The sequence below is a fragment of the Bradyrhizobium cedriense genome (assembly GCF_054602315.1).
The window spans coordinates 552,112-575,795 of the sequence record NZ_JBTSWB010000003.1 but is presented as its reverse complement, the minus strand read 5'-3'; the positions used below and the strand labels follow the sequence as shown (position 1 = coordinate 575,795).

26 protein-coding genes and 1 pseudogene are annotated in these 23,684 nt (G+C 61.6%); 15 read left to right on the top strand and 12 right to left on the bottom strand.

Translation table 11 applies throughout. The features are described from left to right. Positions 1 to 248: 248 nt before the first annotated feature. Positions 249 to 581 (bottom strand): DHCW motif cupin fold protein, encoded by a 333-nt coding sequence (locus ACYCVF_RS14470; protein ID WP_459596164.1) that lies wholly within the window; start codon positions 579 to 581, stop codon positions 249 to 251. A gap of 67 nt (positions 582 to 648) precedes the next feature. Beyond that, complete coding sequence (locus ACYCVF_RS14465) at positions 649 to 1,911, bottom strand: MFS transporter (protein WP_459596163.1); 1,263 nt, start codon at positions 1,909 to 1,911, stop codon at positions 649 to 651. A gap of 86 nt (positions 1,912 to 1,997) precedes the next feature. Between ACYCVF_RS14465 and ACYCVF_RS14460 the strand changes: the two genes are divergently transcribed. Beyond that, on the top strand, positions 1,998 to 2,450 hold the full coding sequence (locus tag ACYCVF_RS14460; protein ID WP_459596162.1) for a winged helix-turn-helix transcriptional regulator: 453 nt from the start codon (positions 1,998 to 2,000) through the stop codon (positions 2,448 to 2,450). Positions 2,451 to 2,468: 18 nt separating this feature from the next. Here the strand turns inward: ACYCVF_RS14460 and ACYCVF_RS14455 are convergent, their stop codons facing one another. Then, positions 2,469 to 2,840, bottom strand: a complete 372-nt coding sequence (locus tag ACYCVF_RS14455; protein WP_459596161.1) for a nuclear transport factor 2 family protein — start codon at positions 2,838 to 2,840, stop codon at positions 2,469 to 2,471. 146 nt (positions 2,841 to 2,986) lie between these two features. Here ACYCVF_RS14455 and guaA point away from each other — a divergent pair, with 146 nt between their 5' ends. Genes guaA through ACYCVF_RS14440 form a run of 3 tightly spaced genes read left to right on the top strand, consistent with a single transcriptional unit; the run spans position 2,987 to position 6,846 of the window. Next, the gene (gene guaA / locus ACYCVF_RS14450; protein WP_459596160.1) at positions 2,987 to 4,585 is read left to right on the top strand and encodes a glutamine-hydrolyzing GMP synthase; all 1,599 of its coding nucleotides are present in this window, start codon (positions 2,987 to 2,989) and stop codon (positions 4,583 to 4,585) included. Positions 4,586 to 4,588: 3 nt separating this feature from the next. Beyond that, positions 4,589 to 5,329, top strand: coding sequence for a DUF6602 domain-containing protein (locus ACYCVF_RS14445; protein WP_459606409.1), 741 nt, complete (start codon positions 4,589 to 4,591; stop codon positions 5,327 to 5,329). 59 nt (positions 5,330 to 5,388) lie between these two features. Further along, a complete protein-coding gene (locus ACYCVF_RS14440; protein ID WP_459606410.1) occupies positions 5,389 to 6,846 on the top strand; it encodes a phosphoribosyltransferase-like protein in 1,458 nt (485 codons plus the stop codon). Between the two features lie 335 nt (positions 6,847 to 7,181). Here the strand turns inward: ACYCVF_RS14440 and ACYCVF_RS14435 are convergent, their stop codons facing one another. Then, the gene (locus tag ACYCVF_RS14435) at positions 7,182 to 7,613 is read right to left on the bottom strand and encodes a PIN domain-containing protein (protein WP_459596157.1); all 432 of its coding nucleotides are present in this window, start codon (positions 7,611 to 7,613) and stop codon (positions 7,182 to 7,184) included. After that, on the bottom strand, positions 7,610 to 7,909 hold the full coding sequence (locus tag ACYCVF_RS14430) for a hypothetical protein (RefSeq protein ID WP_459596480.1): 300 nt from the start codon (positions 7,907 to 7,909) through the stop codon (positions 7,610 to 7,612). Before ACYCVF_RS14430 ends, ACYCVF_RS14435 begins: the two co-directional genes overlap by 4 nt. Positions 7,910 to 8,074: 165 nt before the next feature. Here ACYCVF_RS14430 and ACYCVF_RS14425 point away from each other — a divergent pair, with 165 nt between their 5' ends. The 4 genes from ACYCVF_RS14425 (at position 8,075) to ACYCVF_RS14410 (ending at position 10,757) form a co-directional block, all read left to right on the top strand. After that, positions 8,075 to 8,317, top strand: a complete 243-nt coding sequence (locus tag ACYCVF_RS14425) for a ribbon-helix-helix domain-containing protein (RefSeq protein ID WP_459596156.1) — start codon at positions 8,075 to 8,077, stop codon at positions 8,315 to 8,317. Beyond that, on the top strand, positions 8,314 to 8,718 hold the full coding sequence (locus ACYCVF_RS14420) for a PIN domain-containing protein (protein ID WP_459596155.1): 405 nt from the start codon (positions 8,314 to 8,316) through the stop codon (positions 8,716 to 8,718). Before ACYCVF_RS14425 ends, ACYCVF_RS14420 begins: the two co-directional genes overlap by 4 nt. A 159-nt stretch (positions 8,719 to 8,877) precedes the next feature. Continuing rightward, complete coding sequence (locus ACYCVF_RS14415; protein WP_459596154.1) at positions 8,878 to 9,717, top strand: oxidoreductase; 840 nt, start codon at positions 8,878 to 8,880, stop codon at positions 9,715 to 9,717. A 59-nt stretch (positions 9,718 to 9,776) separates the two neighbouring features. Then, a complete protein-coding gene (locus tag ACYCVF_RS14410; RefSeq protein WP_459612932.1) occupies positions 9,777 to 10,757 on the top strand; it encodes an AraC family transcriptional regulator in 981 nt (326 codons plus the stop codon). A 168-nt stretch (positions 10,758 to 10,925) separates the two neighbouring features. Here the strand turns inward: ACYCVF_RS14410 and ACYCVF_RS14405 are convergent, their stop codons facing one another. The 3 genes from ACYCVF_RS14405 to ACYCVF_RS14395 form a co-directional block, all read right to left on the bottom strand. Continuing rightward, positions 10,926 to 11,279, bottom strand: coding sequence for a helix-turn-helix transcriptional regulator (locus ACYCVF_RS14405; RefSeq protein ID WP_459596152.1), 354 nt, complete (start codon positions 11,277 to 11,279; stop codon positions 10,926 to 10,928). Between the two features lie 41 nt (positions 11,280 to 11,320). After that, the gene (locus ACYCVF_RS14400) at positions 11,321 to 11,710 is read right to left on the bottom strand and encodes an ester cyclase (protein ID WP_459596151.1); all 390 of its coding nucleotides are present in this window, start codon (positions 11,708 to 11,710) and stop codon (positions 11,321 to 11,323) included. 562 nt (positions 11,711 to 12,272) lie between these two features. Continuing rightward, positions 12,273 to 13,217 carry an AraC family transcriptional regulator gene (locus ACYCVF_RS14395; RefSeq protein WP_459596150.1) on the bottom strand — a complete coding sequence of 315 codons (945 nt, stop codon included), beginning with the start codon at positions 13,215 to 13,217 and terminating at the stop codon, positions 12,273 to 12,275. 48 nt (positions 13,218 to 13,265) lie between these two features. Between ACYCVF_RS14395 and ACYCVF_RS14390 the strand changes: the two genes are divergently transcribed. Then, entirely contained in the window at positions 13,266 to 14,000 is a 735-nt protein-coding gene (locus ACYCVF_RS14390; RefSeq protein WP_459596149.1) for an SDR family oxidoreductase, read from the top strand. A 278-nt stretch (positions 14,001 to 14,278) separates the two neighbouring features. Here ACYCVF_RS14390 and ACYCVF_RS14385 read toward each other — a convergent pair whose 3' ends face one another. After that, entirely contained in the window at positions 14,279 to 15,226 is a 948-nt protein-coding gene (locus ACYCVF_RS14385; protein WP_459596479.1) for a LysR family transcriptional regulator, read from the bottom strand. Positions 15,227 to 15,319: 93 nt separating this feature from the next. Here ACYCVF_RS14385 and ACYCVF_RS14380 point away from each other — a divergent pair, with 93 nt between their 5' ends. Continuing rightward, positions 15,320 to 15,649, top strand: coding sequence for a nuclear transport factor 2 family protein (locus ACYCVF_RS14380; RefSeq protein WP_459596148.1), 330 nt, complete (start codon positions 15,320 to 15,322; stop codon positions 15,647 to 15,649). 35 nt (positions 15,650 to 15,684) lie between these two features. After that, a complete protein-coding gene (locus ACYCVF_RS14375) occupies positions 15,685 to 16,464 on the top strand; it encodes an SDR family oxidoreductase (RefSeq protein WP_459596478.1) in 780 nt (259 codons plus the stop codon). A 285-nt stretch (positions 16,465 to 16,749) separates the two neighbouring features. On the opposite strand, the gene ACYCVF_RS14370 is transcribed toward ACYCVF_RS14375, so the two are convergent. Then, complete coding sequence (locus ACYCVF_RS14370) at positions 16,750 to 18,942, bottom strand: right-handed parallel beta-helix repeat-containing protein (RefSeq protein ID WP_459596147.1); 2,193 nt, start codon at positions 18,940 to 18,942, stop codon at positions 16,750 to 16,752. 490 nt (positions 18,943 to 19,432) lie between these two features. Here ACYCVF_RS14370 and ACYCVF_RS14365 point away from each other — a divergent pair, with 490 nt between their 5' ends. Both ACYCVF_RS14365 and ACYCVF_RS14360 read left to right on the top strand, forming a co-directional pair. Beyond that, positions 19,433 to 20,692 (top strand): serine hydrolase domain-containing protein, encoded by a 1,260-nt coding sequence (locus ACYCVF_RS14365; RefSeq protein WP_459596146.1) that lies wholly within the window; start codon positions 19,433 to 19,435, stop codon positions 20,690 to 20,692. 231 nt (positions 20,693 to 20,923) lie between these two features. Continuing rightward, positions 20,924 to 21,049: pseudogene (locus ACYCVF_RS14360) on the top strand (AraC family transcriptional regulator); the annotation flags it as partial. A 124-nt stretch (positions 21,050 to 21,173) separates the two neighbouring features. Here the strand turns inward: ACYCVF_RS14360 and ACYCVF_RS14355 are convergent. Further along, positions 21,174 to 21,524: a cupin domain-containing protein gene (locus tag ACYCVF_RS14355; protein ID WP_459596145.1), complete on the bottom strand. Its 351-nt coding sequence runs from the start codon at positions 21,522 to 21,524 to the stop codon at positions 21,174 to 21,176. A 175-nt stretch (positions 21,525 to 21,699) separates the two neighbouring features. On the opposite strand from ACYCVF_RS14355, the gene ACYCVF_RS14350 reads away from it, so the two are divergent. Together ACYCVF_RS14350 and ACYCVF_RS14345 are read left to right on the top strand one after the other, a co-directional pair. Beyond that, positions 21,700 to 22,362: an SRPBCC family protein gene (locus ACYCVF_RS14350; RefSeq protein ID WP_459596144.1), complete on the top strand. Its 663-nt coding sequence runs from the start codon at positions 21,700 to 21,702 to the stop codon at positions 22,360 to 22,362. Then, positions 22,362 to 22,724 (top strand): ArsR/SmtB family transcription factor, encoded by a 363-nt coding sequence (locus ACYCVF_RS14345; RefSeq protein ID WP_459596143.1) that lies wholly within the window; start codon positions 22,362 to 22,364, stop codon positions 22,722 to 22,724. The genes ACYCVF_RS14350 and ACYCVF_RS14345 overlap by 1 nt, the downstream gene beginning before the upstream one ends. Before the next feature lie 31 nt (positions 22,725 to 22,755). Here ACYCVF_RS14345 and ACYCVF_RS14340 read toward each other — a convergent pair whose 3' ends face one another. Next, complete coding sequence (locus tag ACYCVF_RS14340) at positions 22,756 to 23,631, bottom strand: LysR family transcriptional regulator (protein ID WP_459606411.1); 876 nt, start codon at positions 23,629 to 23,631, stop codon at positions 22,756 to 22,758. Between the last annotated feature and the right edge of the window lie 53 nt (positions 23,632 to 23,684).

Below are 23,684 nucleotides of genomic sequence, written 5' to 3'. Positions count from 1 at the left end.
TTGTTAGAGAGGGTACGCACGCGGACCGGTACGCGTCGCTGCGCCCTTGATCCTGTTCAGTCGATGTTTGGAGAAGTCATCTGAAGCGTGCGCGCCCGTCTGTAACGAAGCGAAGCGGCCCAGTCGTTCGGCCAAGTATCGATGATCACAATATAGCGAGAATTTGGGGCTACTTCAAGGCACCACCCGTGGCTCGGGATGTCGCGCCTCTTTGCTATTTTGCGCTGCAATGAACCGGGCCAGACGCATCAGTCGACGATGAAGAGCGTGGCGCCGATGGCCGTCGAGGACCGGTGCGCGGCGTCGCCAAAATCCGACACCTGGTAGCTCATCCCCGCCGTGAGCTTGAACGTTCGCCCGTCGCGCAGCTCGCTGTCCAGCTCGCCCTTCAGCACATAAAGCACGTGGCCGCGATCGCACCAATGGTCGGCGCGATAACCCGGCGAATACTCCACCATCCGCACCCGGAGATCGCCGATATTGAGCGTGCGCCATTTGGCCTCACCGCTCTCGCCGGGATGCGTGGTTGCCTCGATCCGGCTCCAGTCGGTGACGGTAAAAGGGGAGGTGGGGAGTTTCATGAGGGAAGATCCTGCCTTGATGCCGTGCATCGCTTGTTAGCCGATGCCGATTTCCAGGTCGTGCACTTTACCTGGGCGGCGAGGTCGTCAGCGCGCAGCCGGCCACCTCTTGCATCCTGCTCGCATTGATGACCCAGACCAGCAGAGCGGCGGCGCTGATGCCGGAACCCAGCATGCAAACGCCGCTCCAGCCCACCATCGCGTACACCATGGTCGCCGCGATTCCGCCAGCCGCGCTGCCGATCGAGTAGAACACCATGTAGCCGCCGACCAGCCTGCTTGCTGCGTCGGGGCGCGCGGCGACAATCAGGCTCTGGCTGGTCACATGGACGGCCTGCAGCCCCAGATCCAGCATGATCACGCCCGCGACGACGAACCAGAGCGAGACGTGCAGGCCGGCGATCGCGGCCCAGGCGGCGAGCATCAGCATCAGCGACAGTCCGGTGGTGCGTTGGGCCCATCCCAGGTCGGCGAGACGGCCGGCGTTGCGCGCGCCCAGTGCTCCGGCGAACCCGGCGACCCCCAGCAGTCCAATCGTCGTGTGTGACAGCACGAAAGGGGGCGCCGAAAGCGGCAGTACGATCGACGTCCAGAACACGTTGAGATCGGCAAAGATCAGGAACGCAAACAAGGCGCGCTCGCGCAGGATCGGCTCCTCGACGAACAGCGCTGCCGTCGAGCGCAACAGCGACAGATACGAGGAGTCGGCCATTGCCGCGTGCGGACCGCGGGGCAGGACGCGCAACAGCAAGACGGCCATGGCGAGCATGAGGCCGGCCGAAACCAGGTAGACCGTGCGCCAGCCGCCGATATCGGCCAGCGCGCCCGAGGCAAAACGCGCGAGCAGGATTCCCCCGACGACGCCGCTGGTAACTGTCCCGATGGCGCGGCCCCGGCCGTCCGGCGTTGCGAGCGTTGCGGCAAAGGCGACAAGGATCTGCACGACGACGGCAAGCACGCCGACCAGCGTCAGCCCCGCGAGCAGGACCGCCGTGTGCGATGCGGTGCCGACGACCACGAGCCCGGTCGCTGACAGTGCAATCTGGCCGGCTATCAGCCGTCGGCGATCCCAGAGGTCGCCGAGCGGCACGATCAGGATCAGGCCGAGCGCGTAGCCGATCTGCGTGAAGGTCACGACCATGCCGATCGCCGCGGGAGCGATGCCGAGGTCATGGGCCATAGCGTCGAGCAGTGGCTGGGCGAAGTAGACGTTGGCAACGCTGAGGCCGCAAGCCAGCGCGAGCAGCAGCGCCATCGCGGAAGAAAGCCCGTGCCCGGCCGGCCCGGCACTATTCTTTGGATTGGCCCCGGCAGGGTCATTGCTCGTCATCCGTCATCTCCAATCTGGTCTTATAATGAGACCAGTTGCGTGCCGCCCTGTCTAGTCTTATTTTAGAACCAGATTGGAGTGGGAGCATGAAGCGGACAGGTTTTTCCGGGGCCGACTGCCCGGTGGCGCGCGCGCTCGATGCAATCGGAGACTGGTGGTCGCTCCTGATCGTGCGCGATGCTTTCGACGGGCTGCGCCGGTTCGGCGATTTCCAGAAGAACCTCGGCATTGCCAAGGGCATGCTCAGCACGCGCCTGCGCAAGCTGGTAGAGCTCGACGTGCTCGAACTGGTTCCGGCTTCCGACGGCAGCGCGTATCAGGAATACGCGCTGACGAGGCGGGGACGCGAGCTGTTTCCTGTCATCGTCGGCTTGCGCCAATGGGGCGAGGCGCATCTCTATGCGCACGGCGAGGCGCATTCCAGTCTGGTGGACCAGACAGGCCAGCCGGTGGGGCAACTGGTGCTGCCGTCGCGAACCGGCCGGCCGCTGACGTGGGCCGACACGCGGGTGCGAAAGGCCGGCGCACGCAAGCGCTGATGTCGCGGCGCAGACGGATCAATGGGGCAAATGATTCGCCGAGCCCTGCACGATCAGCCCGGCGTCGTTCACCCGCAGATACTCGCAGATCTTCTTGCCCCGCTCATTCGCATAGAGCACCACCACGCTGTCCGGGCTGACGAACAGATCGATCAGCGAGAAGTGCAACTCCGGCAGCAGCCCGAGCGCCTTGCCCCAATAGGCGCGCAAGGCGTCCTTGCCGCGCACGGTGCCGCTGGCGTCGAACCCCATCGCGGGGATACCGTCGGAAGTCATCACGGCCGCCTCGTCATAGAGCGCGAGCACGCGCTCGAGATCGCCAGTATTCCAGGCCTCGACCCAGGTCCGGCCGAGCGCGGCAAGCGTCGATGGCTGATGATGCTGTGACATGGCATTCCCCCTCATTGGCCCATTATTAGAGCGGGCATATTAGGTCAATAATACTGACCTATATCAGTTTGTCCATGCCCAAAGAAGAATGTGGGCACGCGGCGTGCGCGGTTGCGGCGCGCCCGCTGCCAGCGTATCTGCTGGCCATGACAGCAGCACAGAACGACCGCTCCGCGTCGACGCCCTCGGTGGTCTCGGCGCACGACAAGATTCTCATCGTCGACTTCGGCAGCCAGGTGACGCAGCTGATCGCACGCCGCGTCCGCGAGGACGGCGTCTATTGCGAGATCGTCCCGTTCAACAAGGCCGAAGTGGCCTTCGATGAGATGAAGCCGAAAGCCGTGATTCTCTCCGGCGGCCCCGAGTCCGTGCACGAGGCCGGCTCGCCTCGCGCCCCGCAAGCGATCTTCGATTCCGGCGTGCCGGTGATGGGGATCTGCTACGGACAGATGACCATGGCGGCCCAGCTCGGCGGCGAGGTCGAGGGGGGCCATCACCGCGAATTCGGCCGCGCCGATGTCGAGGTGAAGGCCGACAGCAAGCTGTTCGCGGACGTCTGGTCGTCAGGCAGCAAGAACCAGGTCTGGATGAGCCACGGTGACCGCATCACCAGGATGCCGCCCGGCTTCTCCGTCGCCGGCACCTCGCCGAACGCGCCGTTTGCGATCATCCAGGACGAGACGCGCAAATATTACGGCCTGATGTTCCACCCCGAAGTGGTGCACACGCCCGACGGCGCCAAGCTGATCCGCAATTTCGTGCGCAAGATCGCGGGCCTTTCCGGCGATTGGACCATGCGCGCCTTCCGCGAGGAGGAGATCGCGAAGATCCGCGCGCAGGTCGGCAAGGGCAGGGTGATCTGCGGCCTCTCCGGCGGCGTCGATTCGGCCGTTGCGGCCGTCTTGATCCACGAGGCCATTGGCGACCAGCTCACCTGCGTTTTCGTCGATCACGGCCTGATGCGTCTCAACGAGGCCGAGCAGGTCGTCGACCTCTTCCGCCACCACTACAACATCCCGCTCGTGCACGTGGATGCCTCGAAACAGTTTCTGGGCGAGCTCGAAGGCGTCACCGACCCGGAAGCGAAGCGCAAGACCATCGGCCGCCTCTTCATCGAGGTGTTCGAGGCCGAGGCCAAGAAGATCGGCGGCGCCGACTTCCTCGCACAAGGCACGCTCTATCCTGACGTGATCGAGAGCGTCTCCTTCACCGGCGGCCCCTCGGTGACGATCAAGTCGCACCACAATGTCGGCGGACTCCCTGAGCGCATGAACATGAAGCTCGTCGAGCCCCTGCGCGAGCTGTTCAAGGACGAGGTGCGCAAGCTCGGCCGTGAGTTGGGCCTCCCCGAAATCTTCGTCGGCCGCCACCCGTTCCCGGGCCCGGGCCTTGCCATCCGCTGCCCCGGCGAGATCACCAGGGACAAGCTCGACATCCTGCGCAAGGCGGATGCCGTCTACATCGACCAGATCCGCAAGCACGGCCTCTACGACGACATCTGGCAGGCCTTCGCCGTGCTGCTCCCCGTCAAGACGGTCGGCGTCATGGGCGACGGCCGCACCTACGACTTCGTGGTCGGCCTGCGCGCCGTCACCTCCACCGACGGCATGACCGCGGATTTCTACCAGTTCGACATGAAATTCTTAGGCGAGACCGCCACGCGCATCATCAACGAGGTCAAGGGCGTGAATAGGGTGGTGTATGACGTGACGAGCAAGCCGCCTGGGACGATTGAGTGGGAGTGAGGTGTGACTCACCCGCAGGTCCAAGAGAGATTTCGCAACGAGGTGGCTGCGGCGGTAGCCAAGTTTAAAGAAACGGCAGCAATGAGCCACGCTGGCGTCAAGGGCAAGTTTCGAGAGATTTTCGTTTCCGACCTGCTAAGCCGTATACTCAGCTCGGACTTCATTGCGGGCTCGGGCGTTGTGGTCGATGCTGCAGGCGGGACATCGCAAGAAGCGGACGTGATCATATTTGATAAATTCCACGTGCCCGCTGTTCTTTACAGTGAGCGTGATGGGCTCTTTCCAATTGAAGGAGTGTATTACTATGGCGAGGTTAAATCCCGCCTGACTAAACAAGAATTGCGCGACTCGGTGCAGAAGTTTCGATCTCTGTTGGCGATGAGTTCTCTACCAAACGTGCGTGGGCAACGCATGATCGGTCCACGCTTTTTGTTTGCATGGAGCTCAGATCTTAAAGAGGAGACAATCGAAGCTGAATTAGCGCGATACATTGATGTCGATCAGGAAGCGATGACACTAAGCGCCGCCACAATCATCTGCGTTGTCGGAAAGGGGTACTGTTATGCTGATCCCGTTCAGGGGCAGGTCGTTTGGTACAAGTGCGGTGTTGCCGATGGACTTCAAGAAGTAGTCAACTTTGTTGGCGGCATCGCGAACTCACTAGTGGATTTTCGATTCCAGAGATTTGGCACTAGATTCGGCCATTACATTATTCCCGAGGGGGACCGAGTGCGCCTGCTGTAACCGAGAACGTGTCAGCGCATAAGCAGTGAATGCCCCCTTTGGGCATCAGGAGGGGATGCATGCGATATCCGAAGTCCATCGCCGACCAGGTTGAACGTATTGAAAAGGCAATCTCGACTTGGCCAGCGGATATGGCTGCTTCGTTTGACGACGTCATCAAGTGGGTCCTTCAGTTTGATGAAGAAGACTTTGGGCTAGCGCTCCGCGTTGTGCAGAATCTGAACGTTGTCGGGCAGCGCGACATCGACCGGGGGCTGCAGATTGCTTTCTCAAAGCTGGTGCGGAAGGCGGTCGAGAAGAATTCCCGCATTACGGGGGTGAACACAATGTATGCCGCGATGGGCGATGTCGGCAAGAGCGGCGCTATGATCGGGTATCATCTCCGGATGAACGCCTCGATCTCCGAGGAGAACTTCCTGGGTCCCGAGTCTTTTCATCACATCGAAGCCGGTCGCGTAGAGAACCTTGTGCTTCTTGATGATGTGATCGGCACGGGTCATCAGGCTGCGGACGAGATAGAGAGGCTCGCCGTAAGTGTCCTGCCACTCGGGGTGAAGAACATCTTCGTGCTGTCTGTTTGCGGTATGAAGAACGCTATCGAGGAGATTGAGGAGAAGACGAAGGCGTTCACATTCTCCGCATTCGAGTACAATGCCGCAGACACCGCCTCGTCGTTGGATTCTCCATTCTATGCCGGCGTACCCTATGATGAGCGACTTCGCCTCAAGAATAGGCTGAAGGATTACGGGCGGATCTGTTACAAGAGCAATCCGTTGGGCTACGGCGATCTCGCCGGGCTGCTGGTCCTGCCCTATAACACTCCCAACTTCACGCTTCCGATCGTGTGGAGCGACAATAACGAGTGGATACCGCTGTTCCGCCGCGTCCGCAAGGTGAACGGGATCTCTGCTTACTACAAGCAGTTCAAGCAGGCAGTTGAGAAGAAGACTCATGCGGAGAAACCTGCAGAGGAGGGAGCGGCGCTCGGTGAGGTTACGCTGTTCGTCGAGGGGAAGCGCGACGAGGCCTTTTTCGACGAGCTTGTGAAGCGGGGCTTGGCCGAACAGATCGGCGCGAAGAGCGTTTCGGTCGTGAGTTTGGGCAGCAACGTAGCGCCCGAACGACTCGCCGAACTGCTTGCAAGTACCACCCCGAATGCCGTCTTCGTGGTCGATGACGATCGCCATGGGGCGGCGCGCGCCCATGAGCGCCTTCAGAGGATGGCGCCGGTTATCTTCTTGAAGCCGTCCTATTTTCAATTCTTCGATCTCGAACGTCTCAGAGAGGTCCTGCCGGAGGAGGTGGCGGCACGTCTACATGGGGCGCCGCGCGAGGTGATTGCAATCGAGGTCGAGCGCAATCTCGTTCGGACGGGCCCGATTGAGCGGTCGCTACGACTTACAAGGGAGTTGATCGAGCGCTACATCGATTGGCGGGAGGTGGACGGGTTTGTTGAGCAGCTTCGCGGAGTGATCGGTCAACCGCGAGGTCAGGCGACTGAGCCGACGACGAGCTAGCCGCGTAACGGGATGGATCTGTGCAGTAATCCGCCGCGCGCAGCGATGGCCACACAGCGCAAACGCGGGGTGTGCGCCGGGCATTACGGTGACAACGTCGGACTGCACCCCTTAAGTAGGTACGGTAACGCATTGTGACAATCGCGGTGTCACTGCAATTATGTGTCTCACTTCAGGGGTGCAGTCCAGTGCAGTCCAGTGCACTCAATACCTTGGAGTGTGGAGTGTCCGCGGCTTGGGAGCCGCGCGGGGATAGGTAGGACGCAGCGAAGACGATCGCGACTGCAATTGAGATTGACGGGTATTGCCGCGATCCCGTCATCCCACGACCCGCATCAGATCGCCCCGCGCACCGGATTGACGACCTGAAGTCCGGCGAAGTCCTTTTCGTTATCCGTCACCACGATACAGTCGTTTGCATCGGCCACCGCGGCGATGATCATGTCGAGCGCGCTTCGCGGTTTGCCCGCCGTTTTCCCTTCGGCCATCAGCCGTGCCCAGACCAGTCCCGCCTTGTCATCGAAGGACAGGATGCGGCCGGCAAAAAGCGCCTGCGGTCCTTCAGGTCCGGAGAACCAATTGTCGAGGATATCGCGCTTCTTGCCGCCCGGCTTCTCCAGAATGCCGCGGCGGATTTCTGCAACGGTCAACGAGGCGATGAACAGATCCTCGTCGCGCTGCGCCGACATCCATGACAGCAGCGATTCCGATGGTCGCGGTTTGACGACGTTGCTGAGGATGTTGGTATCGAGGAGATAGCGCATCACAAGTCGACCTTGCGCCCCTTTTCACGAGGCCGGGAGAGATCTAGATCGGCGCCGACGAGCGGTGAACGACGCAGTGCGGCAAGAATCCGGCCAAGCCTGGGCGGCTCGCCCGCGATCGACTTGCTCACGGCGGCACGAAGCGCCGAGGCCTCGGGTGTATCCTCCGACAAACGTCTGGCGAACGAACGGATCAGATCGCGATCGGCGTCCCGGCCGAGCACTTCGAAACGCGCCAACCCGCGCTCGGCGAGCCGGGAGCGGTAATTCTGGATGGCGCGCTTCTGTGAATTTCCCATGGAGTCCTCCAGAAGATTTCCAGTAATATATCCAGAAAGTGCTGCGTTCTGCAAGGCATGTTCAAGGACGCGCCCGGCCTAGCCAACCATGCCGGGATTTTGCTTGCCCAGCATCGGTCTCTGGATATAACCTCATATAGGTTATATCATGGAGGATGCTTCCTGATGAACTTCAACCTGTATCTCGACGACAAGACCGCCGAGGAATTGGACCAGACGGCGAAGACGCTGGGCGAGACCCGGAGCGGATTGATCCGCAAGGCGCTGCGCGAGTGGCTGGACAAGAAGACGCTCGGCAGTCCCGGTTGGCCACCGGCCATCCTGGAATGGCAGGGCGCTCCCGACATTCAGCCCTTCGAGTCGCATCGCGACGAATTGCTGCCGCCGCGCGAAGATGCATTGTCGTGAAGTATCTGCTCGACACCAACGTGCTGAGCGATTTCGCGCGTGGCGAGCAGGCCGTGGCGGCGCGGCTCCGTCAGGAAGCGCCATCGCAACTGGCCGTCTCGGTGATCACCGAGATGGAGGTCGAGTATGGGCTCGCCCGCAATCCCAACCTGGCGCCACGTGTGCGGGACGTGATGAGGACGCTGCTGAACACGATCTCCGTCCTGCCATTCGAGCGTGAGGATGCGCGCGTGGCAGCGCAATTGCGCGCGAGCCTGAACAGCCAGGGAACTCCCATCGGCGCCTACGATGTGCTGCTCGCAGCCTCTGCCTTGCGGCGTGGACTGAAGATCGTGACGCACAATGCGCGGGAGTTCGGTCGCGTCGGTGGCCTCGGGCTCGAGGACTGGCGTACCCCATAATCAGACGTCGAGGCTTGGGCTGCGCGCCGCCGCTTTACAATCTTCAAAGGGAGGTCCGCGCTCAAAGATGGCGCAATCTGCCCACCACTTGGCGCCTTCCGTCAATGCCGCTGGTCCGGCGCTGGCCTATCTTCCTCGCACAAGCAAGGAAGGTGACACATGTTCGATCGCAACAAAAAATCCGCTCTCGTCACGGGGGCGTCGTCCGGAATGGGCAAGGAGATCGCAAAGCGGCTGATGGCCGACGGCTACCAGGTCTATGTGGCCGCCCGCCGCATGGCCGAAATGGATGACCTGAAGGCGCTCGGGGCGCATCCGCTCCGCATGGACATCGCCAGCGAGGCCGATATCGTGGCGGCGGTCGATACGATCACGGCGCAGACGGGCGGCGTGGACGTGCTGGTCAACAATGCCGGCTTCGGCCTCTATGGGCCGATGGAGGAGATCGGTTTGGACGAGGCGCGATACCAGTTCGAGGTGAATGTCTTCGGCCCCGGTCGGCTCACGCAGCTGTTGCTGCCGGCGATGCGCGCAAAAAAGGCCGGCCGGATCATCAACATCACGTCGATGGGTGGCAAGATCTACACGCCGCTGGGCAGTTGGTATCACGCCACTAAACATGCACTGGAGGGCTGGTCCGATTGCCTGCGTCTCGAACTCGCCCCACTGGGCATCGATGTGGTCGTCATCGAACCCGGCTTGATCGAAACGGGATTTGGCGACGTGGTGGCGGATAGCCTGCTCAAGCGTTCCGGCACCGGGCCCTATGCAGGGTTGACCCGTGCGGTCGCGGCCGGAACCCGCGACACCTATGCCAAGGGACGCAACAGCCACCCGCGCGTGATCGCGGATGTGGTCGGCACAGCGGTCGCCGCCGCCCGTCCACGCACCCGCTATGTCAGGGGCAAGTTCGGTGCGCTGCTGATTGCGATGCGCACGTGGTTGGGCGACCGCATGTTCGATCGCATCATCCTCAGCCAGCTGCCGAAAGGCGCCTGAGCGTCATGCGGCCCGCTCCCGCTGACCGGTGCAAGGTGCCGCACGGATTGTGGAACGCGGTGAAGGCGATCGGCATCCCGCCCCCGGCGCTGCTGCGCCAGGCGCGGCTGCCGGTAACGCTCGCCCAAACCGGGGAAGGCATCACGACTGCGCAGTATTTCGCGCTGATGCGGGCGCTGGAGACGCTGTCCGACGATCCTGCGGTTGGCCTCAAGATCGTGCGCAGCGCCGACACGGCCGTCCATCCGCCTTCCACGCTCGCCGCCTTTTATGCCCGCGATCTGCGCGACGGGCTCGAACGGCTGGCGCGGTTCAAGCGGCTTTGCACGCCGGAGACTCTGGAGGTCACCGAAGGTCTGGATGGGGGACGGCGCAGCTGCACCGTGGGAATGACATGGTTTCACGCCAGCGAGGCCGAGCCGTCGGTGAGTGTGGACGCAACCTTTTCCACGCTGATGGAGCTGGCACGCCGCGGCACGGGGACTGACATACGCCCCTTGCGCGTCGACCTCGCCCGGCCCGGCGCGCGAAGCGCTGCCCATGAAAGATACTTCGCCGCGCCGGTCCGGCTCGGCGCGCCGCGCGACCTCCTCGTGCTCGACGCCGCCGATCTCGACCGACCGTTTCCAGGCCACAACCCTGAACTGCTCGCCATGCTGACGCCGGCGTTGGGCACCGCGCTCGAGGAGATGCAGGCGCGGACTCTGAGCGAACAGGTGGTCCTCGAACTCAAGCGCAGCCTGCCGAGCGGTCGACCAGACGTAAGCGAGGTCGCCCGCAGGATGGGTATGAGCGAGCGGACGTTGCAACGTCGGATTACCGAGGAAGGCCGTAGCTTCCGCGAGCTGCTGGTCGAGGCCCGGCGGGAGCTTGGATACCGCCTTCTCAGCGACGAAGCCCTTGAACTCGACGAGATCGCGTTTCTTCTCGGCTACCAGGACGCGACCTCGTTTCATCGCGCCTTTCGCGAGTGGGAAGGCGTTACGCCCGGACGTTGGCGGGAACTACGTGCCAGTGATGCCACCCACACGCCGCTCTGATCTTGACACCAAAGAAGACCAAGGGTGCGGCTTTGACGACATTTTTGACGTCTTCGTAGGTGACCAGCACGCGCTGAAGCACTTAAAATGCGGCGAGTGGGGCGAAAGGTAGCGATCGATCTGGACAGGTCGGTTTGTGCCAAGGGGTTAAAATCCCCAATGAAATCATTAGCCCGATTTCTGACGGTACGCGGAGGCGGAAAGGATCTTCGCCAGAGCGCTCTCTCTGCCCTGTGCCAAGGCAGGATCGGCGCGCTGCCGCACCCAGTCCAAACCGAGGATTACCGCGTCCAGTTCATCCGATGAAAACGCGAATTCGGGGAGAAAGAAGCCCTCTTCCAAACGATAGCCGATACCCGCCTGTCCATCGAGAGGCGCTCCGAGTGAGCGTAGCGTCTCGATGTCTCGGTATACGCTCCGCTGCGAGATACCCAGTTCACGCGCTAAATGCTGCGCCGTAACGGGCATCCTGCGTGCTCGCAGCACGTTTATAATTTCAAACAGACGTCCCGTTCTCGACATATACAGGGCTCTTCCTCGACAAATGTCGTTCTCTTAGGAGCTTATCTAAGCTGGTCCTCGATAGCGGCCTTGTCGATGACCGACCAAACCTCTTGGATACGGCCCTCCCGGAATTCGTAGAAGGCGTTCTCCGCGAAGGTCACCTTCCGACCGTTCACAGGGAGGCCAAGAAATTGCCCTTTCGGCGTGACATCGAACCACAGCCGGGCTGCGATGTGGGGTGGTTCGGCAACGAGGATCTGAGTGTCGAAATGGAGGTCCGGTATCTGCTCGAAATCATCCTCGAGCATTCGTCGGTATCCACTCAATCCAAGCGTAGCGTTGTTGTGACGAACATGATCCTGGACGAAGCGTCCGAGATTGTCCCAATCTTGATTGTTCAGGCAGGCGATGTATCCGCGGTAGATGTTTGCAAGATCAACTGTGATCATCGGCGGCCCTCGGATACGTGTCTGGCGAATGTTTGAAGTTCGCGTTCAGGATTGAATCTATGCGCCCGCGTTAAGCGCGCAATGGCGGTCTAACGATAGCAATTGCGAGATATCCGACGCCCAGTTTGTGGCCGCGTCCCTCGCACATGGCTGTAACCGTTCTCGCGCTCGAAATTGGCAGCGAAACGGGCCCGCCAGTCCTTCTCCGCGGATGGCGTGGCACGCACATCAGCAGCCGTGACTGGGACCATATTCAGGTGGATGCCAAGCAACGCTTGTAGACGGCCATAGGCCATAAGCTTCGACCTTGCCCCTGATCCCATTGAGTCGCCGGTCGGGAACATGGATGGTATAAGGCTTGGCCATCTTCCTCTCCATGATCGGTTGTCCAGTGTTCGGAAGCAATCGCCAAGCCCAAACCATTTCAGCTTCAGTGGGGCTATAACAATTCGAGTGCGGCAATCGGCCAGTCGCGTCGACTTTTGGTTTGTCGCCAGCGTCCACTTTTTCGCCAGAGCCGATGCCAAAAATGGGTTCCGGTCGTGTCACGTCTGTACTTGCGTCACGATGCCAGGCCAGCTTTCGGAGGAGTGCCGAACTCGCGCTTATAGGCGTGACCGAATGCGCTTTGCGACTCGTAGCCAACTGTCCTTGCTATCGTAGCAACAGTCGCATCACCTCTAACCAGCGCCGCACGAGCGATGGTTAGACGCCACGCCCGCAGATAGGCGAGCGGCGGTTGCCCCACGCGGCGGGTGAAAGCGGCGGAAAAAGCGGCGCGCGACATACCGGCGACGCTCGCGAGCCCGGCCACCGTCCAACGCCGCGAGACATTTTCGTGGATCGCATGAAGAACCCGACCTAGCCGAGGGTCGGAAAGCGCGCCAAACCATCCAATCCCGACTTGCTCGGACTGGCTTGCGTAAGCGCGGATCGCTTCTACCACCAATAAGTCGGCCAGCCGTGAACTTACGATCTCTCCGCCAATTCTGTCTCGATGGATCTCGTCGTTCATCAGGCCGAGGATCGTTGCTATTGCTCCCGACGCAGGCGAACCGCGGGAGACGAGCAGGAAGTTCGGCAGCATATTGAGCAGGAAGTCTGCATTGTCAGCGGCAAATGTGACAGTTCCTCCGATTCCTATTATGTCGTCGCCTCCAAAGCGCGCGACATCGCACCCCGAAGTTCCATAAAAGATCTGTCCGTCGACCGGCGTCTGCGCCGGGTCGCTCGCCACCACATAGGGTGTGCATCCGAGCAGACACACATCGCCTGCACACATCAACTGGGGCGCTCGCGACGGCAGCAGCATCCAGGAGCTTCCGCGCAGCACCGCAACGAATTTGAGCCGGTCCAGCGCGGGAAATGCGAGAGCCCAGTCCCCCGCGGCCTCCATGCGGGTGCGCCGGGTCACCCTCGCACCAAGGACATCGAGCACATTCGATAGTGGGTCGGCCACCAAGCTGGACGATTGCGACAATTTCATAGCCCGTGCAGCATAGATCATCTTGCCACACCTGACTATCTTCGAAGAACTCGGCAATGGAGATCGGCAATGAGCGTCGAAGGCAAAGTCGTCGCGATCACTGGGGCGAGCAGCGGGATTGGATGCGCGACGGCGAAACTGCTGGCCAAACATGGCGCTTTTGTCGTGCTGGGCGCCCGCAACGAGAAGGCGCTCGCAGCGATCACGGACGAGACGATCGCTGCGGGCGGCAAGGCTGCGTTCCAAGCAACCGATGTCCGCCGCCGGTGCGATCTTGAAGCGCTTGTCGGATTGGCGGTCGAAAGGGGCGGCAAGCTTGATGCAATCGTCAACAACGCCGGGATCGGACCGATCTCGCGCTTCGACGCACTACGTGTCGAGGATTGGGATGCCATGATCGACGTCAATCTACGCGGCACTCTTTACGGAATCGCCGCCGCGCTACCGATCTTCGCGCGACAGGGAAGCGGCCACGTGATCAACGTCATCTCGACGGCGGGACTTAAGATACTGCCGACAATGGGCGTCTATGCCGCGACCAAGAACGCAGTCCGTACGGTGACGGAAGCGCTGCGGCAGGAGGCGGGACCGAAACTTCGCGTCACAGAGATTTCGCCGGGAATGATCGCCACCAACTTCGGAGATTCGATTACAGACCAGGCAGTCAAGGAGGCCATAGGGAAGCGCTTAGAAAATATCGCAATCCCTCCCGATGCAGTCGCACGGGGCATTCTCTTCGCGCTGGAGCAGCCGCCCGAAGTCGATGTCGGCAGCATAGTCATTCGGCCGACAGCGCAGGACTGAGGAGAGCTTCTTGCGACCGGTTGTGAGCCTTATCGGCCAATCGAAGGGGGACGTTGCGGCCGGAATCGGGCTGGCTCGCCTCAAGACGACCCTCACATGTGCCGGAATTACGGTGACAGTGCTGGGAGATTACGGTGACGGTGCATAAAAGCTAGCTGGGATTACGGTCCTCGCATCATCCGTGCCTAACCCTCAGCCGTTTGGGCGATCGCCGGCGCCTCCAGCGCTTGTCGCGCAATCCGCTTCGCTATTTCGGCGTGTTGCCGCCGATGCTTCTCCTATCCTTGACCGGCAACTTCGCGTGCAAGGTCGATGAAGGCTCTGAACGCGGCCGGAGGATTTCGTCGGCTCGGGTAGTACAGGCACAGTGGTGCAAGTGGTGGCGTCCAATCTTCCAGGACGCGGACGAGCCGCCCCGTCGCGATGTCCTCGCGAACGTCAGATTCCATGAAGAAGCCAATGCCGAAATCTTCCAGCACAACGATCCGCGAGAGGCTGGCCTCATCGAGCGTGATGGGGCCGTGAACGTCAATCTGGATCGGTTGCCCCTCCTTCTCGAAATGCCATCGGTAAAGCGCTCCGTTCGGTAGCCGGACACGGATGCAGGAATGAGCAAGCAGATCGGGAGGAACACGCGGTCTGTCGTTGTTTCGGAAGTAAGACGGCGAGGCGACCACGGCATGACGCCGAGCACGCTCCAGCGGGATTGCGATCATGTCGCTCGGGACGAGATCCGCGTTCCGGATGCCGATGTCGAACCCATCGGCGACGATGTCGACAAGCCTGCCCTCGGTGACGAGATCGATATGCACCTGAGGATAGCGCCGAAGGAATTGCAGGAGAAGGGGCGAGAGGACCTCACGCGCGGCGGTCGGATACGCATTTATGCGCAGCGTTCCAGATGGCGTCTCCTGCTGCGATCGCGCGGCGTCCATCGCATCGTGGATGTCGTGGAGCGCAGGTCCGATTTTATTGACGAAGTTGTGGCCGGCATCGGTGAGCGAGACGCTTCGGGTCGTCCGGTTGAACAAGCGAACCCCGAGTTGGCGTTCCAGCTTGCCGATGGCGTTGCTGAGCGCCGTCGTCGACATGCCCAAATCCAGTGCCGCCGCCCGAAACGAGCCCCGGCGCGCGATGGCGAGGACGGAATCGAGCTCATTCAGGCTAGGTCCGGTCATTGTCCTGCATATCGCAACGTCGCATTGCGCTTTGTCCTGATTATCAATGCTAACGTCTATCTCTAAGTTCGCGCGACAGTCGAGGGCAGATCGTAGCCGACGATCTGCCCAGCCGATCAAATCTTAGAACCGAGAAGAACGATGGCCGTCGAGCTCCCCAAAGCAGTTGCCGAGTATTTTGCCGCAGACAAGGAGCGAGGCGCTGATGCTGTTTCTCAATGCTTCACCGAAGACGGTGTGGTTCGTGACGAAGGCAATATCTACACCGGCCGCGATGCGATCCGGCGGTGGAAGGCAGGCTCCTCCCAGAAGTACAAATATACCGTCGAGCCATTCGCGATAGCGAGCGAAGGCAACCGAACGGTCGTCACGAGCCATCTCGTCGGCGATTTCCCCGGTAGCCCGGTCGATCTGCGCTACTTCTTCGTCCTGCAGGACGCGAAGATCGCGGCGCTGGAGATCATCCTATGAGCGTCGACGCTCAAAGCGCCGGCCAGGACACGAGCATGGTCCCGTTTCTTACCTTGCTTGGGAAAAGGGCATTGATCACGTCGGGTACGCGAGGTGCGGGAGCGGCGACAGTCGCCCTCTTTCGCAAACTCGGCGCGCAAGTGCTGACGACCGCCCGTGCCCAGCCTTCCGATCTCCCTGACCCGCTGTTCGTCGCTGCTGATCTCACAAGCAGCCACGGTTGCGCGGCTTTGGCGGCGGCCGTGCGGGAGCGCATGGGAGGGGTGGACATCATCGTCCACATGCTGGGCGGCTCCGCAGCTCCCGCGGGTGGCTTCGAGGCTTTGAGTGACGAGATCTGGGGTAGAGAACTGGCTTTGAATCTGATGCCGGCGGTGCGCCTGGATCGCGAGCTCCTTCCAGAGATGGTGTCACGGGGCAACGGCGTCGTAATTCATGTGACCTCCATTCAGCGCCAGTTGCCTCTGCCTGATGCGACGACGGCCTATGCGGCAGCAAAGGCGGCGCTATCGACTTACAGCAAGAGCCTTTCAAAGCAGGTGTCGCCTCAAGGCATCCGCGTTGTTCGAGTGTCTCCCGGTTGGATCGAGACTGAGGCGTCCATTCACCTGGCGGCGCGGTTGGCGGCGGAACACGGCGGTGACATCGAGCAAGGCAAGAGAATGATCATGGAATCGCTTGGCGGGATACCGATCGGTCGCCCCTCGACGCCCGACGAAGTGGCAAACCTGATCGCCTTCCTGGCGTCGGATCGTGCGAGCACCATCACTGGGACCGAATATGTGATTGACGGCGGAACCGTGCCGACAGTTTGACAGCCCTGGTTTATCGCTCAGCGTAGAATTTCCGACTCGCTCGGTCCCCTTGGGCGAGGCCGAACCTGCGCACGGGCGTCGCAACCGAAGGGGAAGCGGCATTCGCACGGGTCAGGTAGGTAGGTGGTCAGGATTATTATCGCGCATTTCAGTGGCGCGATAATCCTGTAGGCCCACGGGACGGGCGACGATTGCAGGTAAGTCTTTTGGGGAATGCGAGCGATCACCTTGATTTCGAAATCGAAGCCAGCAAGCCAGTTCGACCGCGCAGGCGCCGCCGCGGCGCTATTTTCCCCCAGACGGCTTCGGGCTGTACACCGAGTTCGCCGGATACGTCGAAGTCGTGATCGTCAACGTGCTTGCATCGAGGTTGTAGATGCTCGCCCCATCTCGGGCCTTGTTCTTTGAGAACGTGGATTGGCTCACCTCGAGGATCGTCGCCTCCAATTGCGAGGCGCGGCTGATCTCGTAGATGGCGCCACCCTGGTGGCGAGCCCTGTTGCCCGTGAATTTGGTTTTGGCGTAGCTCACATGAGAGCCGTAGTCCTCATAGGTTGCGCCGCCATCCTGATGAGCGTTGTTGCCGACAAATGAGCACTTCTGGCAGACGGCGACGACACCCTCGCGGTTGACGTTTGCCCCGCCATAGACAGCCCGGTTGCCTGCGAAAACGGTATCCGAAATGGTGAGATTGGCCTTGCCGAAAGCGTAAATTGCACCGCCCTCCAGAGCTTCGTTGTGCTCGAAGCGGCAATTCTGGAGGGTCATCTTGAACCCAATCGCAGCTTCCCGTGGCAGAAATTTCTTGCCGGCGTGATAGGCGAGCAATCCTCCGCCCTTGCCGTTGTAGGTCAATCCAGTCGCGCGGCCATCACGCGCCGTCAGGCCGTCCAGCAGTGTATTGTCGGCGCCATAAAGGACGTGGGGATAGTGATAGCCGTCTTTGGCAGCCCTCGCGCTCAAGATCGTCCGCGCGCCCGACGCGGGCCGCTGCTCCAGAGCGGTTTCAGTTCCGGCAAAGCCGCCGTACAGCTTCACGCCGTCGTAGAGAGTGAAAGCAGCGATTCCGCCGTCCTTCCTGGCGGGTCGATACGTGCCTGCCTTGATCCAGACCGCCGCATTCGAAACCGACGCCAGATCGATAGCTGCCTGCAGATCCGAGAACGCGGTCGCCCAGGAAAGCCCGTCCTGAACTTTGGCAGGGCTGTTGGGGGTGGCATAGATGACGGTCGCGGACACGGCTTTACTGGTCACGCTCGGCCGCGTGTACTCACCGCGGTATTCGACTGCGCCGTCGTTCTTCACATAGAGCTGGACGAGTTTCTCGATCAAGCCGTTCTTCAACAGGAGCGCGCCGTCCAATCTCGGCTGATAGCCACGCCCATAGGCCGGCGCAGACTTGAGCTCGCTGGGCGCCAACTGTCCCCTCAGATTGCTGATCGGAATGAATTCGGCCAGCGGCAACGTCTTGCCCGGAGGAACCGACGAGCCGACCTCCGACACAGTGTCTTCATGCCAATTGTAGACGTTATCGACGATGCTGCGGACCAGGATCGGATTGCTGTTCGCTCCGGTCCCCTGGTAGAGGCCCGGCCCCAGTTCACTGCTAGCCTTGTTGTCGACGATCGTCACGTTGACGAGCAGTGGCGCTGCGCCGCCATCGTTGCCGACGCCGCCGGCGCTGACCGCCGAGTTGCGCGTGAACAATGCGTTGAAGACGAGAGGCGAGGCGGCAAAATCGTTGTAGAGGGCGCCGCCCTTGTCGTTGCTGCGGTTGCCGATGAACCGGCAGTTGATGAAGCGCGGCATCGCGCCGAGGTCGTTGCTCACGCCGCCGCCGCGCAGCTCCGCCACGTTGTCGATGAAGTCGACGTTGATGAAAGTCGCTTGGTCGGCGCCGGGCTTATGCACGTTGTAAACGGCGCCACCCTTCGGAGAATAGTTGTTCTTGAAAATGGTGTTGCGCACGACGGGGCTGGTCATGAAATTCCTCATGCCGCCGCCGACCACCATGTCGTTCTTGAGGATGTCGGCAGGTACGAGGTGCATGCGCGGGACATCGGTCCCATAAGCATCCGAGACCGTGAATCCATCCAGAATGGCCCGATCGGCCCCCATGATGATGGTTTTCGTGTTCTTTGCCTTGTCGCCCTTGCCGATATTGCCGCTGAGGACAGTCACGTTCCTTCGGAAGTTTCTTTGCTGCCGCGCGGTTTCGGTGCCGGCGAAGCCTCCATAGACGGCCACGTCCTCTTTGAGCACGAAGGATTTGGTCTGGTCGCTCGCATCGGGATAATAGGCGCCGCGTGCCACCCAGATCTCGTCATCCTTGGAGGCCACCGTCAGCGCATCCTGGAGAGACCGGAACGCCGTCTTCCAGGCGCGCCCGTCTCCCGCAGACCTGCTTTCGTGATTCACGTACCAGATTTTTCCGGATGCAGCCTGTGACACGCCCGAAGCAAGGGCCACGACGATCACTGCGAGCAATACCGAGAAAGTGTACTTCATCGTCGTTCCTGACAAGGTAGTTGACGCGACGCGCGTCCGGTGGCTCCGCAGGCGTCACAGCTTGACGGAGCAAGATCGTCGTCGGCTGGCGGGTGACATGCACATTGGGCAGGTTCCGTGCCTGCACGATTCTACGGCTGACCACAATGTGCGGCAGCGCCGCCACGCGCTCGACCTCGATCGTTCGCGTTGATTTGAGTCAATGCAGCGTCATCGCCTGATGCGCGCGATTCGTGTTTGGCTTGATCTGTGGATCCGGTGCTGCGCCCCGATGATGACTTCGCAGGCACGCTTGTTGATGGCGGCCGTCCATGTCCATCCACGCGATCTGCGGGCGCGTGGCGCAAAGCAAGTCTGGCCGCGCCCCCCGTCGCTGCGTAGCTGCCCAGCGCGCGGGCGAGATGCCTGCTACGCTCTCCCATGCTACGACGTCAGCATTGCCTCTCTGGAGCAACCGTTGATGTCGTCCGTGCCTGACACCGCCAGACTACCTGTCACCTCTATCTCCACCGACCCCGAAACCCTCGGCTGGATGCGCGGCTTCCCGCCGTCCCCCGATCGCCTCATCACCTTCCAGGACGGCTCGTTCCGCAGCTTCCCCGAGCTGCGCTGGGCCTGGAGCAACATCCGCCAGCTGGTGCCGACGGTGAACGTCTGGCGCGGGGCAGGGCCCGCCTCGGTGCTGCCGCGGGAGGACCACGACATCGGCGCGGTGGTTTCGACCACGATGGACGGCCGGCCCACGACCTTCGCAGAAATGCTGGAGGAGACTTATGCCGACGGCATCGCCGTGCTGCATCGGGGTAAGCTGATCTATGAGCGCTATTTCGGCGCGTTGAAGCCGCACAAGCCGCATATCGGGATGTCGGTGACGAAGTCGTTCACCGGCGTGCTAGCCGGCATACTGGTCGCCGAGGGCAAAATCGATCCGCAGGCGCCGGTGACGGATTATGTGCCGGAGCTGAAGGCGAGCGCGTTCGGCGACGCGCGCGTGCACGAGGTCATGGATATGACCACGGGGCTTGCCTACACCGAGGTCTATACCGACAAGAATTCGGACGTGTGGGGGCTGCGGCGCGCCAACGGCATGGCGCCGATTCCGCCCGACTATGACGGCCCGACCACCATTTTCGATTTCCTCGTCGCTCAGAAGAAGCAGGGCGAGCACGGCAAGACCTTTGCCTACAAGACCGTCAACACCGACGTGCTGGCCTGGATCATCCGGCGCGCCAGCGGCATGACGCTGTCCGATTGTCTCTCCGAGCGCATTTGGCAGCCGATGGGTGCGGAGGAGGACGCACATTATCACGTTGATCGCATCGGCACCGAGAGCGGCGGTGGCGGTCTCTCCACCACGCTTCGCGATCTCGCCCGCTTCGGCGAGACCATGCGCAATCACGGCCGCTTCAACGGCCGCCAGATCGTGCCGTCACAGGTGGTTGAGGACATCGCGCGCGGCGGCGATCCCGAAAAGTTCAAGCCGGCCGGCTACACCACGCTGCCCGGCGCGTCGTATCGCAATCAATGGTGGGTTACGCACAATGAACACGGCGCCTACATGGCGCGTGGAGTCTACGGCCAGGGCATCTACATCGATCCCAGGGCCGAAATGGTGATCGCGCGCTATGCCTCGCATCCCATGGCCGGCAACGCCGCCAACGATCCCGTGACGCTACCGGCCTACATGGCGCTGGCGAAGGCGCTGATGGCGGGCGGGTAATGCTGACGCATCGCGATCTCGCGCCTCTCACTCGCTGATCGCCCGACTTTGATCGGGCGATCCAGTATTCCAGAGGCGATCGTGGCTCAACCGAGCCGCGGCGACGACAGTGTGCCAAGACAGTGTGCCAAACCGCAAGATTGGTCGAGCACGTCACCGCCGCCAGCGCCTAACTGGAGCCGCCACGGAAGGAGCGACGATGAAGCGGCGCCGCAAGACTATCAGGATCGGATGCGGCGGGTGCTGGACCGTATCGACCGGCATCTCGACGATGATCTGGATCTGGGCACGCCGAGCGGTGTTGCCGCCTTCTCGAGATTCCATTTCCACCGCCAGCTAACGGCGAGCTTCGGCCTCGAAACGCCCGCTTCGGCGAGGCCCTCACCATGAGGGTCCAGGCCTAGCCACAAAATGAGACTTCATCCTAAGTCCCGCCCGTAGTCGGGCGCCTCGAAGGATGGGCCGCGGGCGGGCCCGCGGCTCACTCATGCGCCTCCTGCCAATGCGGGTAGGTGACGTAGGCGGTGAGGGCGCCTTGCTCGTGCGAGCGGATGGTGACGGTCTCACCCTTCGGCATGTAGACGATCTCGCCGGGACCCGCGGTCACGGTGTTGCCGCCGCTCGTGACCGAGAGCTTCCCCTCGAGGACGATCATGACATCGTCGACCTTCATCGTCTCCTCGAGATTCTGATTCGGCGCGTAGCGGCCATAGCCGATCGTGATCGGTCCGCCGTGACGTTGGTCGACCAAATTGCCGACCAAGATATCGCCGTTCTGTCCCGGCGAGCGCTCGAGCGAGACGTCGGAGATGGCAAATTTGCGAACTTTCATGAGGTCCTTCCGTGCTGTGCCAGGCCTGGCGGGGTGGGAACCGATAGACTCCTAAATCGCAGTTTTGTTCACGCTGCCTGCGAGGCGGTTTGACGCAGCGGAAGCTCTAAATATAAGTATTGACTTATATTCGTGGCGATTGATATTCCCGTCGCGAGCGGTGGGGAGAGATGCAATGGAAATCGACGTCGCGAGGGTGCTGGGGCTTGTTGCGCGTTCAGTGCGCAATTTCGACAAGGACGGGAAGCCGGCGAGCGCGGTGACTCTGACGCGTCTCTACGACACCGGCCTCGACGATCTCTGGGACGCGGTGACCAGCAGGGAGCGTATTCCGCGCTGGTTTGCGCCGGTCGAGGGAGACCTCCAGCTCGGCGGGAGGTATCAAATCAAGGGCAATGCGGGCGGCACCATCACGGCGTGTACGCCGCCGACCCATTTTGCCGCGACATGGGAATTCGGTGGCGCGACGAGTTGGATCGACGTCAAGCTGTCGGCAGAACGACGTCAGGCGCGCTTGACGCTTGAGCATACCGCGATCATCGAGGATCATTGGAATCAGTTCGGCCCCGGTGCGGTGGGCGTCGGTTGGGACCTCGCTCTTGCGGGACTTGAGCGATATCTTGCGACCGGGGCGTCGGTCGACCACGAGACGGCCGAGGCGTGGATGGTCTCGCCTGAGGGCAAGGACTTCATGACGACAAGCGGCGAATATTGGCGTGCGGCGCATGTTGCGAGCGGGGTCGATCCCGACACGGCGAAGGAGCGCTCGGACCGTACCATTGCGTTCTATCGCGGTGAGATGCCGCCGGGCATCGCTCATCCCGGCACAGGAAGCTGATGCACGTCTTCGAGGTCCTCGCCGATCCCGTGCGCCGTCGCATCCTCGAGCTGCTCGCGCCCGGGGAGATGGCGTCCGGCGAGGTCGTCGAGGCAATCGGGGCCGAGTTCGGGATTACCCAGGCGGCGGTCTCGCAGCACCTCAAGGTGCTGCGCGAGAGCGGCTTCGCAACGGTTCGGGCGGAGGCGCAAAGACGCCTCTATTCGGTCGACGCTGCCGGGCTTCAAGCGGTCGATGCCTGGATCGGTCAGTTCAGGAATTTCTGGGAGCCGAAGCTGGACGCACTGGCAACTGAGATCGCCCGCGGCAAACGAGAGCGTCGCATCGCGCCGCTCACCAAAAGGAGCGGGAAGAGAGCTTGAGATGATCGCGAATTGGGAGTGAGGAACGAGGTTACGCGGGTTGCGGAGCCGGCTCGCAATACTCAATCAGCAACTCGGTGAGGACCCGTATCTTCCGTGCGGGATGCTGGCCCGGCGGGCGGATCACATATGCACCCGCCGGAGACGGGGGATATCGTGTCATGACCGGCACAAGCGCGCCGGAGGCTACGTATTCATGGGTGAGCCTGTCGGGAAGATAGGCGATCCCAAGTCCTGCCACTGCAGCGAAAACCAGAGCGGTGCCGTTGTCGGCCTTGAAGCGACCCTGCGGACGCACCGTGATGATCTTGTCGCCATCCATGAGTTGCCACGCTTCGGTGCCCTGCATGAGGGCTTCATGGGCGACGAGTTCCTCCGGCGATTCAGGCGACCCATGGGTCTTGATGTAGTCCGGGCTCGCGACAAGCTTCCCATATACAGGTCCAACGCGTCTTGCGATCAGATTGGAGTCCTGAAGATAGCCAACTCGTATCGCGCAATCATATCCTTCTGCGATGAGATCGACGAACCGATCACTGTAGCAGGTTTGGATCTGAAGATGGGGATGGCGCCGGCCCATTTCCGCAAGGATGGGTGCGAAGTGGATCGGGCCAAAAGAAAGCGGCACTGCAACTCGCAAGCGGCCGCGCAAGTCTCCGGCGGGTAGAACTGCCTCTCTCGCTGCATCGGTAATGACTCTGGCGGAATGGTCTCGGAAAGTGACGCCGGCTTCCGTGAGCGCAGCACCGCGGGTCGTTCTTGCAAGCAGTTGGACGCCAAGTTCCGCTTCAAGCCGCAGGAGCCGACGACTGACGATCGATTTGGCGATGCCCAGTCGGGTCGCGGCCGACGAAATCCCCCCAGCTTCGGCAATTTCGACGAACGTCCGTATGTCTTCAATATCCAATTCAGCGTTCCTACTTCGGCGACACAGTGTACCGCGGCGTGACACTACCGTAT

What these genes read in the sequence shown, in the direction of transcription:
- ACYCVF_RS14470 (WP_459596164.1), bottom strand. Translation starts at nt 581, where the DNA reads ATGAAACTCCCCACCTCCCCTTTTACCGTCACCGACTGGAGCCGGATC.
- ACYCVF_RS14465 (WP_459596163.1), bottom strand. Translation starts at nt 1,911, where the DNA reads ATGACGAGCAATGACCCTGCCGGGGCCAATCCAAAGAATAGTGCCGGG.
- ACYCVF_RS14460 (WP_459596162.1), top strand. Translation starts at nt 1,998, where the DNA reads ATGAAGCGGACAGGTTTTTCCGGGGCCGACTGCCCGGTGGCGCGCGCG.
- ACYCVF_RS14455 (WP_459596161.1), bottom strand. Translation starts at nt 2,840, where the DNA reads ATGTCACAGCATCATCAGCCATCGACGCTTGCCGCGCTCGGCCGGACC.
- guaA (WP_459596160.1), top strand. Translation starts at nt 2,987, where the DNA reads ATGACAGCAGCACAGAACGACCGCTCCGCGTCGACGCCCTCGGTGGTC.
- ACYCVF_RS14440 (WP_459606410.1), top strand. Translation starts at nt 5,389, where the DNA reads ATGCGATATCCGAAGTCCATCGCCGACCAGGTTGAACGTATTGAAAAG.
- ACYCVF_RS14430 (WP_459596480.1), bottom strand. Translation starts at nt 7,909, where the DNA reads ATGGGAAATTCACAGAAGCGCGCCATCCAGAATTACCGCTCCCGGCTC.
- ACYCVF_RS14425 (WP_459596156.1), top strand. Translation starts at nt 8,075, where the DNA reads ATGAACTTCAACCTGTATCTCGACGACAAGACCGCCGAGGAATTGGAC.
- ACYCVF_RS14415 (WP_459596154.1), top strand. Translation starts at nt 8,878, where the DNA reads ATGTTCGATCGCAACAAAAAATCCGCTCTCGTCACGGGGGCGTCGTCC.
- ACYCVF_RS14405 (WP_459596152.1), bottom strand. Translation starts at nt 11,279, where the DNA reads ATGTCGAGAACGGGACGTCTGTTTGAAATTATAAACGTGCTGCGAGCA.
- ACYCVF_RS14400 (WP_459596151.1), bottom strand. Translation starts at nt 11,710, where the DNA reads ATGATCACAGTTGATCTTGCAAACATCTACCGCGGATACATCGCCTGC.
- ACYCVF_RS14395 (WP_459596150.1), bottom strand. Translation starts at nt 13,217, where the DNA reads ATGATCTATGCTGCACGGGCTATGAAATTGTCGCAATCGTCCAGCTTG.
- ACYCVF_RS14390 (WP_459596149.1), top strand. Translation starts at nt 13,266, where the DNA reads ATGAGCGTCGAAGGCAAAGTCGTCGCGATCACTGGGGCGAGCAGCGGG.
- ACYCVF_RS14380 (WP_459596148.1), top strand. Translation starts at nt 15,320, where the DNA reads ATGGCCGTCGAGCTCCCCAAAGCAGTTGCCGAGTATTTTGCCGCAGAC.
- ACYCVF_RS14375 (WP_459596478.1), top strand. Translation starts at nt 15,685, where the DNA reads ATGGTCCCGTTTCTTACCTTGCTTGGGAAAAGGGCATTGATCACGTCG.
- ACYCVF_RS14365 (WP_459596146.1), top strand. Translation starts at nt 19,433, where the DNA reads ATGTCGTCCGTGCCTGACACCGCCAGACTACCTGTCACCTCTATCTCC.
- ACYCVF_RS14355 (WP_459596145.1), bottom strand. Translation starts at nt 21,524, where the DNA reads ATGAAAGTTCGCAAATTTGCCATCTCCGACGTCTCGCTCGAGCGCTCG.
- ACYCVF_RS14350 (WP_459596144.1), top strand. Translation starts at nt 21,700, where the DNA reads ATGGAAATCGACGTCGCGAGGGTGCTGGGGCTTGTTGCGCGTTCAGTG.
- ACYCVF_RS14345 (WP_459596143.1), top strand. Translation starts at nt 22,362, where the DNA reads ATGCACGTCTTCGAGGTCCTCGCCGATCCCGTGCGCCGTCGCATCCTC.